Consider the following 12,251-nt stretch of genomic DNA (forward strand, 5'->3'; position numbering starts at 1 on the left):
GTGAGTTGGCGACCCGGCACCAGAGGGAATTGAGGCGAGAAACCGCTGTGAGCAGTTCGACATCCGAAACCGACTTCGGGCAAAACGAATGGCTGGTCGAGGAAATGTACCAGCAGTATTTGAAGGATCCGAACTCGGTGGATCCGAGTTGGCATGACCTCCTGAAGAGCTACAAGCCCGGCGGCAGCGGCGCCACCGCACCGGGTGCGGCCCCCGCCCCCGCGGCGAACACCAACGGCGCCCAGCCGTCCACCACCCCGTCCACCCCTGCCGAGCCGAAGAAGTCTCGCCCGGTGACCCTCGATCAGGGCCCCGCCCCGCACACCGCCACCCGCAAGGCCCCGGCCCGCGAGTCGTCGGCCACCAAGGCCGCCTCCGGCCAGAGCGTCGCCAGCCGCGACGGCTCCGCCCGTTCACAGACCGCCAAGGCGAAGGCCCCCGCGGCCACCCCCGCCGCCACCGAGGACACCAAGGTGGTCCTCCGCGGACCGGCCGCCGCGATCGCCAAGAACATGGCGCTGTCGCTGCAGATCCCGACCGCGACCAGCGTGCGCGCGGTCCCGGCCAAGCTGATGATCGACAACCGCATCGTGGTGAACAACCACCTGTCGCGCACGCGTGGCGGCAAGATCAGCTTCACCCACATCCTCGGGTACGCGATCGTCCAGGCGATCAAGTCGTTCCCGAACATGAACCGTCACTTCGCCGAGGTCGACGGCAAGCCCAATGTGGTCACCCCGGCCCACACCAACCTCGGTCTGGCCATCGACCTGGTCGGCAAGGACGGCAACCGCACCCTCGTCGTCGCCGCCATCAAGGGCTGCGAGTCGATGGGCTTCGCGGAGTTCTACACCGCCTACCAGGACATCGTGCGTCGTGCGCGTGACGGCAAGCTCACCGCCGAGGACTTCGCCGGTGTCACCGTCTCGCTGACCAACCCGGGCACCATCGGCACCGTGCACTCGGTGCCCCGCCTGATGAAGGGCCAGGGCGCGATCATCGGCGCCGGTGCGATGGAGTACCCGGCCGAGTTCCAGGGCGCCAGCGACGAGCAGCTCGCCGAGCTGGGCGTGGGCAAGCTGATGACGCTCACCTCGACCTACGATCACCGGGTCATCCAGGGTGCGGAGTCGGGCGACTTCCTGCGCACGATCCACCACCTGCTGCTCGACGACGCGTTCTACGACGAGATCTTCACCGCCTTCCACGTCCCCTACGAGCCGGTCCGCTGGCGCCGGGACGTCCCCGCCGGGCTGGTCGACAAGTCGACCCGCGTGCTCGAGCTGATCGCCGCCTACCGCAGCCGCGGTCACCTGATGGCCGACATCGACCCGCTGATGATGGACAGCGATGCGCGCAAGAGCCATCCCGACCTCGACGTCCTCACCTACGGTCTGACCCTGTGGGACCTCGACCGCACCTTCAACGTCGGCGGCTTCCACGGCCAGGACAAGATGAAGCTGCGCGACGTCCTGTCGATCCTGCGCGACGCCTACTGCCGCCATGTCGGTGTGGAGTACACCCACATCCTCGAGCCCGAGCAGCAGAAGTGGCTGCAGGAGCGGGTCGAGATCAAGCACGTCAAGCCGCCGGTGGCCGAGCAGAAGTACATCCTGAGCAAGCTGAATGCCGCCGAGGCGTTCGAGACCTTCCTGCAGACCAAGTACGTCGGCCAGAAGCGTTTCTCGCTCGAGGGTGCCGAGTCGGTCATCCCGATGATGGATGCGGTGATCGACCAGGGTGCCGAGCACAAGCTGCACGAGGTCGTCATCGGCATGCCGCACCGCGGCCGTCTGAACGTGCTGGCCAACATCGTCGGCAAGCCGTACTCGAAGATCTTCACCGAGTTCGAGGGCAACCTGAACCCGTCGCAGGCGCACGGTTCGGGTGACGTGAAGTACCACCTCGGTGCCGAGGGCAAGTACTACCAGATGTTCGGCGACAACGAGATCAACGTGTCGCTGACCGCCAACCCGAGCCACCTCGAGGCCGTCGACCCGGTGCTCGAGGGCCTGGTCCGCGCCAAGCAGGACCTGCTCGACGAGGAGGATCAGTTCAAGATCCTCGCGCTGATGCTGCACGGCGACGCCGCATTCGCCGGCCAGGGCGTGGTGGCCGAGACCCTGAACATGGCGATGCTGCCCGGCTACCGCACCGGCGGCACCGTGCACATCGTGGTGAACAACCAGGTCGGCTTCACCACCGCCCCGGAGCACTCGCGCTCCACCGAGTACTGCACCGATGTCGCGAAGATGATCGGTGCGCCGATCTTCCACGTCAACGGCGACGACCCGGAGGCCTGTGTCTGGGCTGCCAAGCTCGCCGTCGACTACCGCGAGGCCTTCCGCAAGGACGTCGTGATCGACCTCGTCTGCTTCCGCCGCCGCGGACACAACGAGGGCGACGACCCGTCGATGACCCAGCCGGCGATGTACGACGTGATCGACACCAAGCGCGGTGTCCGCAAGTCCTACACCGAGGCCCTGATCGGTCGTGGTGACATCTCCACCAAGGAGGCCGAGGACGCCCTGCGCGACTACCAGGGCCAGCTGGAGCGGGTGTTCAACGAGGTCAAGGAACTCGAGAAGTACCATCCGGAACCCAGCGAGTCGGTCGAGGCCGACCAGGCGCTGCCGACCAAGCTGGTCACCGCCGTCGACAAGACCGTGCTGGAGACCATCGGCAACGCATTCGGCAACACCCCGGAGGGCTTCACCCCGCACTCCCGCGTCAAGCCGGTCCTCAAGCGCCGTCTGGAGATGTCGCGCGAGGGTGGCGTCGACTGGGCGTTCGCCGAGCTGCTCGCCTTCGGTTCGCTGGTCCTCGAAGGCCGCACCGTGCGCCTGTCCGGTCAGGACTCGCGTCGTGGCACCTTCACCCAGCGTCACTCGGTCCTGATCGACCGGGACAACGGGTCGGAGTACACCCCGCTCAACCACCTCAAGCCGATCGACGGCGACGAGGAGTCGATGGGCCGGTTCCGCGTGTACGACTCGCCGCTCAGCGAGTACGCGGTGGTCGGCTTCGAGTACGGCTACTCGGTGGGCAACCCCGACGCGCTGGTGCTCTGGGAAGGCCAGTTCGGTGACTTCGTCAACGGCGCACAGTCGGTGATCGACGAGTTCATCAGCTCCGGTGAGGCCAAGTGGGGCCAGCTCTCCGACGTGGTGCTGCTGCTGCCGCACGGCCACGAAGGCCAGGGCCCCGACCACACCTCGGGCCGTATCGAGCGGTTCCTGCAGCTGTGCGCCGAGGGTTCGATGACCGTTGCCCTGCCGTCCACCCCGGCCAGCTACTTCCATCTGCTGCGTCGCCACGTGCTCGACGGCATCAGCCGCCCGCTGATCGTCTTCACCCCGAAGTCGATGCTGCGCAACAAGGCCGCGGTCAGCCCGCTGTCGGACTTCACCGACGACAAGTTCCGGTCGGTCATCGACGACCCGAGCTTCGAGAAGGGCACCGGCAACCGCGACAAGGTCAAGCGTGTGCTCCTGGTCAGCGGCAAGCTGTACTACGAGCTGGATGCGCGGCGTGAGAAGGAGGGCCGCGAGGACATCGCGGTGGTCCGCGTCGAGCAGCTGTACCCGGTGCCGCACCGTCGTCTGCGCGCCACCCTCGAGCAGTACCCGAACGCCACCGACTTCGTGTGGGTCCAGGAAGAGCCGGCCAACCAGGGTCCGTGGCCGTTCCTGGGTCTGTGGCTGCCCGAGCTGCTGCCGGATCTGCTCAAGGGTCTGCGTCGCCTGTCGCGTCGTCCGATGTCGGCACCGTCGTCGGGCTCCAGCAAGGTGCATGCCGTCGAGCAGCAGGAGATCCTCGACGGAGCCTTCGCGCCGACCAACGGCTGATCACCTCCACTGACGAGAACGGGCGGGGCAAGCGATTCGCTTGCCCCGCCCGTTCTGTCGTCGGATTCGTCAACCATCAGTTGGTGACTGAGCCGGGACCACTTCTGGTGATCGAGCCGGGACCACCACTTTTGGTGATCGAGCCGGGACCGCTTTTGGTGATTGAGCCGGGACCGAGCGTAGCGAGGACCCGAGTCGAAATCCCCGCAGCGCGCGTCGGGTGGTGACCACCTCCGAAGTGGTTGCGCCCCGACGTCGGCCGACAGAGGTTTCGACACGCCTCGTCGCTCCGCTCCTCATCGGCTCAACCACCGAAAACGTGGTGCCACCTCTGAGGTGGTTACGTCCCGACGTCGGCTGTCTGAGGTTTCGACACGCCTCGTCGCTACGCTCCTCATCGGCTCAACCACCCACAACCAGTCGATGATTGAGCCGGGACCGAGCGTAGCGAGGACCCGAGTCGAAATCCCCGCAACGTGCGCGGGGTGGTGACCACCCTTCGCGGGGTGGTGACCACCCTTGAGGTGGTTACGTCCCGACCTCGGCCGACAGAGGTTTCGACACGCCTCGTCGCTCCGCTCCTCATCGGCTCAACCACCGAAAACGTGGTGCCACCTCTGAGGTGGTTACGTCCCGACGTCGGCTGTCTGAGGTTTCGACACGCCTCGTCGCTCCGCTCCTCATCGGCTCAACCACCCACAACCAGTCGATGATTGAGCCGGGACCGAGCGTAGCGAGGACCCGAGTCGAAATCTCCGCAGCGCGTGTGGGGTGGTGACCACCTCCGAGGTGGTTACGTCCCGACCTCGGCCGACAGAGGTTTCGACACGCCTCGTCGCTACGCTCCTCATCGGCTCAACCACCGAAAACATCGTGCCACCTCCGAAGTGGTTGCGTCCCGACGTCGGCCGACAGAGGTTTCGACACGCCTCGTCGCTACGCTCCTCATCGGCTCAACCACCGAAGAAGCAGCGCCTACTTGCCGTCCCGGTAGACCCCAACCACCGAAAAAGCAGCGCCTACTCGCCGTCCCGGCAAAGCCCAACCACCGAAAAGGGCAGCGCCCAATCGCCGTCCCGGCAATACCCAACCACCGAGAAGCGCTGCGCCTACTCACCGTTTCGGCAGTGCTCCCCCGACACTCAAGGCGATCGCGGGCAGGGAGTTGCAGATCAGGTCGAGCAGTTCGTCGCGAGTCATCACGTCGGGGTCGATGAGCCACGAGATGGTGACCTCCTCGACGAAGGTCACCCATCCGGACACGGCGACCCGCGCGCGTGGGGTCACCTCGAGACCGAAGGCGGGGGCGTGTTCGAGGACGCGGTCGACCATCACCGAGCGGGTGGCGTCGGCGGCCTCGCGAACGGCGGGGTCGGCGCTCGAGGAGCCGCGCAGGAAGGCGGTGTAGGCGCCGCCGTGTTCGCTGACGTAGTCGACGAACGCCGACAGCGAACTGGTCAGGATGGCGATCGGGTCGTCGAGGGAGTCGTCGGGGGTGGTGCAGGCGATCAGCTGCTCCCCCTGCGCACGCAGGATGGCCAGGTGGAAGTCCTGTTTGGAGGCGAAGTAGTGGAACAGCAGCGCCCGGGACACCCCGGCGACCTCGGCGATCGCATCGATGGTCACCTGGTCGAGCGGCTTCTCGTCGACCATCGCCATGCCGAGTGCGATCAACTGGTCGCGCCGGGCCTCGGGACTCATCCGGGTGCGGCGTCCGGAGCGGGCCGTGTTCGCTGTGGTCACGTGGACGATCCTAGCTTATTGATCTGTCGTCAATAGCTATTGACCGCGGTTCAATAGATGTCTATTGTGACTTCCATGACAACGCATGATGTAGAGATCGCGATCGTCGGGGCCGGGTTCTCCGGCCTCGGAGCCGCCATCAAGCTCACCCAGAGCGGCGTCGACGACTACGTGATCCTCGACCGCGGCCGCGGCTTCGGCGGCACCTGGCGCGACAACACCTACCCCGGTGCCGCCTGCGACGTCGCGTCGAACCTCTACTCCTACTCGTTCGCCCCCAACCCCGACTGGTCGCGGACCTACTCGCACCAGCCGGAGATCCACCGCTACATCAACGCGGTCGCCGACGCCCACGGTGTCCGCGACAAGGCGCGCTTCGGCACCGAGGTCACCCACGCCGCGTGGGACGAGGACTCCCGGCACTGGCTCGTCGACACCACCACCGACGGCGTCGACACCCGGTACCGCGCACGCCACCTGGTCGGCGCGGTCGGACCGCTGTGTGAGCCCAACCTGCCCGACATCGACGGCATCGAATCGTTCGGCGGGACGGTGATGCACTCCGCGCGCTGGGACGACACCGTCGATTTCACCGGCAAGCGTGTCGCGGTGATCGGCACCGGCGCCTCGGCGATCCAGATCGTCCCCGAACTGGCCAAGACCGCCGGCCGGCTCGACGTCTACCAGCGCACCGCCCCGTGGATCGTGCCCCGCACCGAACGGCCGTACACCCCGCTCGAGCGGTGGGCGTTCAAGAACATCCCGCTCACCCAGACCGCGGGTCGAGCCGGGATCTACGCCTCCAACGAGCTCATCGCGTTCGGGATGACCTACTCCCCCGCCGCACTCAAGCCGGTCCAGGCACTGGCCCGCGCCAACATCTTCCGCGGCATCCGCGACGGCGCACTGCGTGCCGCGGTCACCCCGGACTTCCAGATCGGCTGCAAGCGAATCCTGAAGTCCAACAACTGGTATCCGACGCTCGACCGGCCGAACGTCGACCTGGTCACCACCGGCATCGACCACGTCACCCCCACCGGCATCGTCACCCGCGACGGCATCGCCCGCGAGATCGACATCCTGGTGGTGGCCACCGGCTTCCACGTCACCGACTCGCCGGTGTTCGACAGCATCGTCGGCGTCGGCGGCAACAGCCTGGCCGCGGTCTGGGCCGAGGGCGGAATGCAGGGCTACAAAGGCGGATTCGTGCACGGCTTCCCCAACCTGATGCTCATGGTGGGGCCGTCGACCGGCCTCGGGCACACCTCGATGGTGTACATGATCGAGTCCCAGCTGAACTATCTCGTCGACTACATCGCCACCACCCGCCGGCTCGGCGCCACCCGCACCGAGGTGACCGCCGACGCCCAGCAGCGCTACAACGCCGGCATCCAGCACAAGCTGCGCAACAGCGTGTGGGTCAACGGTGGATGCGGGTCGTGGTACAAGGACGAGCACGGCAACATCACCACCCTGTGGCCGGGCTTCACCTTCGACTTCCGTCGCGCGACGAAGACATTCGACGCCGACGCCTACGACATCCGCACCGACGCCCCGCTCACCGCGCCGGTGTCGGCCGACGCCGTCCCGGCAGTCACCGGCGCCTGAACGCCCACACGAAACGAGAGAAGAAGCACATGAAGGACTTTCGCGACAAGGTCGTCGTCGTCACCGGAGCCGGCTCCGGGATGGGCCGCGACCTCGCCGTCAAGCTCGCCCGGCTCGGCGCGAAACTCGCCATCTCGGACCTGAATCCGGCCGGCCTCGAGGTCACCGAGAACCTGATCCGCGAGACCGGTGCACCGGTACACAGTCAGATCCTCAACGTCGCCGAGCGCGAGGCCGTGCTCGACTACGCCCAGGCCGTCGTCGCGCACTACGGCACCGTCAACGTCATCTTCAACAACGCCGGGATCGCCCACCACGGCGAGATCGAACGCACCGAGTTCAAGGACATCGAGCGTGTCATGGACGTCGACTTCTGGGGAGTCGTGAACGGCACCAAGGCATTCCTGCCGCACATCATCGCCTCCGGCGACGGCCACATCGTCAACACCTCGTCGCTGTTCGGGCTGCTCGCCGAGCCCGGTCAGGCCGCCTACAACTCGGCGAAGTTCGCCGTCCGCGGCTTCACCGAGGCACTCAACCAGGAGATGATCGTCGCCAGGCATCCGGTCAAGGTCACCTGTGTGCACCCCGGCGGGATCAAGACCGCGATCGCCCGCAACGCCACCACCTCCGGCGACCACGATGCCAAGGCCACCGCCGACTTCTTCGACAAATACCTCGCCCGGATGTCCTCGGCGGACGCCGCCGACGTGATCATCGACGGGGTCCGCAAGAACAAGGCCCGCGTTCTCGTCGGTGCCGATGCCAAGATCCTCGACATCTGGGTACGGCTGGTCGCGTCGAAGTATCAGTGGGTCACCGCGAAGGTGACGGGACTGGCATTGTCGAAGGCCTGACCTGCGCGGCGCCGGGTTCGTTCGCTTCGCCCGGCTGCGGGAACGACATTTCCGACATCGTGACCAATGCCTCTCCTCGGCGAGGTAAGCCGAACCTAGTATCGGAGGGCGGGGCGCGATCTCGGTGCCTGCAACGCAGGAAAGGCAGGCAGTGATGACGACATCCGAAGGGGTCCGGACCCCGGTCGCGGATCTCCCGATCGGGCGATCCGCCCGGATCGCCGGCTTCGCCGACACCTGTCCGGCCCCGGTGCGCCGGCGGCTGGTCGGCCTCGGTTTCGTGCCCGGCACCGACGTCGTCAAAGTGCGTCGCGCACCGCTCGGCAGCCCGTGTGTGTACCGGGTGATGTCCTACGAGATCTGCCTGCGGGCCCGCGAGGCGAGCTACATCGAGTGCGCACCCGTACCTGACGGCACGGTGGACGGGGGCCGGGGATGAGCGACTGCCACGACGCGGGTGGGACCAAACTGCCCGACGCCGATTCCGCCGGCGCCCGGATCGACCGCGTCGCGCTGATCGGCAGCCCGAACGCCGGCAAGACCTCGGTGTTCAACGGACTCACCGGACTGCGATTGAAAACCGGCAACTACCCCGGCGTCACCGTGTCCCGGTCGGTCGGCCGCTGCAAGGTGCCGGTCCTGGCCGGCGCCCCGGGTGGGGACACGGGAGGCGACCCGGGTCGACACGACTCGCCCTCCATCGTGCACCTCGAAGACCTTCCGGGTGCCTACAGTCTCGATCCCATCTCCCCGGACGAGCAGGTCGTCGCGGACCTGATGGCCGACCGCCTCCCCGGGACCACCGCGCCCGACGCCGCGCTCGTCGTCGTCGACTCCACGGTGTTGCAGCGTTCGCTGTCGCTGGTCGCCGAGACCCTCAACCTGGGGATCCCGGTGGCGATCGTGCTGACCATGACCGACGAGATGGAACGCCGCGGCGGTCATGTCGACCCGCAGGGTCTGTCCGACGCGCTCGGCGTCCCGGTGCGCGCGGTGATCGGGACCCGCAAGTCCACACTCGAACCGATCCGCGAGTTGCTCGCCGACCCGGCATCGTGGAGCCGTCCGGCCGTCGGACCACCCGACGACGGGGGTCCCCAGCTCGCCGACTGGGTGGCATCGGTGCTCGAACTCTCGGCCTACCGGGCGCCGGCCCGGCACGGCGCCACCGCGATGGTCGACCGGCTGCTGTTGCACCCCGTGGCCGGCCTGCTGGCCTTCCTGGTGGTCATGTTCTTGTTCTTCCAGGTGGTGTTCACCGTCGCGGCACCGTTCCAGGACTGGATCGAGCAGTTCTTCAGCTGGGCGGGCACGGTGGTCACCGACCATGTGTCCCAGCCCATCCTGGCCGACTTCCTCTCCACCGCACTGATCGGCGGTGTCGGCGGTGTGCTGGTGTTCGTCCCGCAGATCCTGCTGATGTTCCTGCTGATCTCCCTGATGGAGAACATCGGGTACATGTCGCGGGCGGCATTCCTCACCGACCGCGTGATGAGCCGCGTCGGCCTCGAGGGTCGGGCCTTCGTCGCACTGTTGTCGTCGTTCGCATGTGCGGTCCCCGGCATCATGGCCACCCGCACCCTGCCGTCGTCGAAGGACCGCATCGCCACCGCGATGTCGGCACCGCTCATCACCTGCTCGGCACGTCTCCCCGTGTTCGTGTTGCTCACCGGGATGCTGATCCCGTCGGGTTCCCGGTTCGGCCCCGTCCAGACCCAGGGTGCGGTGATGTTCGGGCTGTACCTGCTCGGGGCGGTCTCGGCGATGACGGCGGCCACGGTCCTCAAGCGCACCAGACCGCTCCGCAGCGGCCTGATGCCGTTCTACATGGAGATGCCGCCGTACCGGGTCCCGTCGCTGAAGTCGGTGTTCATGATGATGTGGGACTCCACCCGGATGTTCCTGCGCAAGGTGGGAAAGATCATCCTGCTCACCTCGATCGTGCTGTGGCTGCTGCTGTCGCTGCCCGCACACACCGAGCAGGCCGACCAGGTGCGCACCGATGCCGTTGCTGCTGCCGTCGCCGACGGTGCGACCGCCGACGAGGCCGACGCCGCCGGTGAGGCAGCATCGCGCTCGTATGTGATGGACAACAGCTTCGCGGCGTCAATCGGCAAGTTCGTCGAGCCGGTGTTCGCACCGCTGGGCTTCGACTGGCGAATCGACATCGGCATCCTCGGATCGTTCTCCGCCCGCGAGGTCGTGGTGTCGACACTCGGTCAGATCGCCGCCGCAGAGGACCCCGAGGATCCGGGGACGGCCCTGAGCGAGATGACCTACACACAGGGCCCGCACGAGGGCGAGAAGGTGTTCACCCCGCCGACGATCGTCGCGATGCTGCTGTTCTTCGTCTATGCGCTGCAATGTATGTCGACCGTCGGTGCGATCCGTCGCGAGACCAACTCGTGGCGCTGGCCGGTGATCGCGTGGACATACATGTTCGTGCTCGCCTGGGTGGCCGGCTATCTCGGTCACGTCATCACCGCAGCCGTCACCGGGTGAGACCATGACGTCGCGGGAACGGCCGGTCATGTTGCTGCCGGCACCCACCGATCCGGCCGATCCCTCGGTGATCCGCTGGCGGGTGGGGCCCGGCCTGGTCCGGATGGACGGCGAGGTGCCGGCGACGCAGCTGCCCGGCGAGCTGCGGGCACTCGTCGACGCCGGCGTGCTCGAGGCGGTGCGGGTGCAGCCCGGTCGTGTCGACACCCGGCTGGCCGCCGGGCACGATCCGCGCACCGACGGCTCCGCCGTACGCGATGCCCTGTTCACGGTGCTCTCGCGCCCGGGCGGCTGGCCGGTCGCCGATGTCACGCCCGCGGTCGCCGCGACGGCACCTTCGGGACACCGACTCGACGACGCGGTGCAGGCCGGGGCCGACGCCGAACTGGCCGACGGCGTGCGGTCGGTGCTGGCCGGTGAGTTCGGCGGCTACACCGCTTCACACGGCGGCCGGGTGGAACTGGTCGACGTGGTCGGCGGGGTGGTGACCGTCCGGATGGGCGGTACCTGCCATGGCTGTGCGGCCGCCACGGTGACCCTGCGACAGAATCTCGCCATCCGTCTGCGCTCGCTGCCCGGTTTCACCGAACTGCGCAGTATCGGATGATCGGGGCGGCGGTCTCACCGACCGCCGCGCCGGCCTCAGATGCCGTGCTCGCCGAGCCAGTCCACCGCGAGATCACGGGGCTCGGCCCCCGACTGCACCTTGCGGGCCATGGTCGCCAGGTCGGCGGTGGTGATCTCGCCGGCGACCTTGTTGATCGTCTTGACCTGGTCGCTGCCGAGGGCCGCGGTGCGGTAGACGGGTACGAGGTCCTCGGCGCGGGGGCCGACGGTCACGGGCGGCGCGCTCTGCGGGGCCGATCCGGCCGGGGTGCTGGTCCCGGGCGACTGTTCGGGCACCGGCAGGGACTGCACCTTCCCGGCCGGACCTTCCGTGTCCTGTGCGGCGAGCTGCAGCGGGGACAGGATGCCCACCGCGGTGCCGGTGGCCACGCGCGCGACCACCGCGTGCACGTCGGTGAGGGTCTGCACCGGTCCCAGCCGGCAGCCGGCGTCGGCGAGGACATGCAGTGTCGCCTCGGACGGCGTGCCGGTCACCGCCACCGGGAGGCCGGCGGGCAGCCGCGCACAGCCGGACAGGTCGGTGACGCCGGTCGACGTGGCCAGCGAGATGGCCACCACCAGTTGCGGCGCATTGGTCACCGGGGTCGGGTCCCCCACCGAGACTCCCTGCGGCAGAGAACGATTGAGGTCGTTGTAGGTGTCCTCGGAGGTGGTCGGGGCGAGTTCGGGGGCCAGGCCGGCGAGCAGGGTTCCGGTGAAGGCACCGAACAGGTCCACCTCGGTGCGGGCCATCATCGACAGCAGCTGCGCGTCGTCACCGATCACCACGTCGCCGGAGACGGCGGTACCGGAGTTGCGCAGCGCCCCGGCATAGATCTCGGCCATCACCGACATCGCGGGCGTCCCGTCGGAACCCATCACCAGCGGATGCGGCGCCGAGGTGGAGCCGCAGCCGGCAAGGACGCCGACCACCAGCATCAGGGCAGCGAACGTGGGGATCAGCAGACGGATTCGCACGGCGTTCACGCTAGTGGGGCGGTGATCATGCGCGCGGGCGGGGGCGTCGTGCGCGGTCGCGTCGGGGCACATGAGGCGATCCTACGGTCAGCCCGGCGACGACCGAGGT

General features: G+C 67.8%; 8 protein-coding genes. 6 read left to right on the forward strand and 2 right to left on the reverse strand.

Features of this window, described 5'->3' with window-relative positions; all coding sequences use genetic code 11:
* Positions 1-47: 47 nt before the first annotated feature.
* Positions 48-3,848 (forward strand): multifunctional oxoglutarate decarboxylase/oxoglutarate dehydrogenase thiamine pyrophosphate-binding subunit/dihydrolipoyllysine-residue succinyltransferase subunit, encoded by a 3,801-nt coding sequence (locus Q9K23_RS04130; RefSeq protein WP_053777997.1) that lies wholly within the window; start codon positions 48-50, stop codon positions 3,846-3,848.
* Positions 3,849-4,961: 1,113 nt separating this feature from the next.
* On the opposite strand, the gene Q9K23_RS04135 is transcribed toward Q9K23_RS04130, so the two are convergent.
* Entirely contained in the window at positions 4,962-5,549 is a 588-nt protein-coding gene (locus Q9K23_RS04135; RefSeq protein ID WP_053778020.1) for a TetR/AcrR family transcriptional regulator, read from the reverse strand.
* Between the two features lie 117 nt (positions 5,550-5,666).
* Here Q9K23_RS04135 and Q9K23_RS04140 point away from each other — a divergent pair, with 117 nt between their 5' ends.
* The 5 genes from Q9K23_RS04140 (at position 5,667) to Q9K23_RS04160 (ending at position 11,165) form a co-directional block, all read left to right on the forward strand.
* Positions 5,667-7,199, forward strand: coding sequence for an NAD(P)/FAD-dependent oxidoreductase (locus Q9K23_RS04140; protein ID WP_020791412.1), 1,533 nt, complete (start codon positions 5,667-5,669; stop codon positions 7,197-7,199).
* Positions 7,200-7,228: 29 nt separating this feature from the next.
* Positions 7,229-8,056: an SDR family NAD(P)-dependent oxidoreductase gene (locus Q9K23_RS04145; RefSeq protein WP_020791416.1), complete on the forward strand. Its 828-nt coding sequence runs from the start codon at positions 7,229-7,231 to the stop codon at positions 8,054-8,056.
* Positions 8,057-8,210: 154 nt separating this feature from the next.
* Positions 8,211-8,495: a FeoA family protein gene (locus Q9K23_RS04150; RefSeq protein ID WP_053777998.1), complete on the forward strand. Its 285-nt coding sequence runs from the start codon at positions 8,211-8,213 to the stop codon at positions 8,493-8,495.
* Positions 8,492-10,558 carry a ferrous iron transporter B gene (locus Q9K23_RS04155; protein WP_020791414.1) on the forward strand — a complete coding sequence of 689 codons (2,067 nt, stop codon included), beginning with the start codon at positions 8,492-8,494 and terminating at the stop codon, positions 10,556-10,558. The genes Q9K23_RS04150 and Q9K23_RS04155 overlap by 4 nt, the downstream gene beginning before the upstream one ends.
* 4 nt (positions 10,559-10,562) lie before the next feature.
* Positions 10,563-11,165, forward strand: coding sequence for a NifU family protein (locus tag Q9K23_RS04160; protein ID WP_059036772.1), 603 nt, complete (start codon positions 10,563-10,565; stop codon positions 11,163-11,165).
* 35 nt (positions 11,166-11,200) lie between these two features.
* Here Q9K23_RS04160 and Q9K23_RS04165 read toward each other — a convergent pair whose 3' ends face one another.
* Positions 11,201-12,103: a glycine betaine ABC transporter substrate-binding protein gene (locus Q9K23_RS04165; protein WP_059036791.1), complete on the reverse strand. Its 903-nt coding sequence runs from the start codon at positions 12,101-12,103 to the stop codon at positions 11,201-11,203.
* Positions 12,104-12,251: the final 148 nt, after the last annotated feature.

Origin of the sequence: Gordonia sp. NB41Y (assembly GCF_030718915.1) — a bacterium.
GTDB lineage: Bacteria > Actinomycetota > Actinomycetes > Mycobacteriales > Mycobacteriaceae > Gordonia > Gordonia desulfuricans.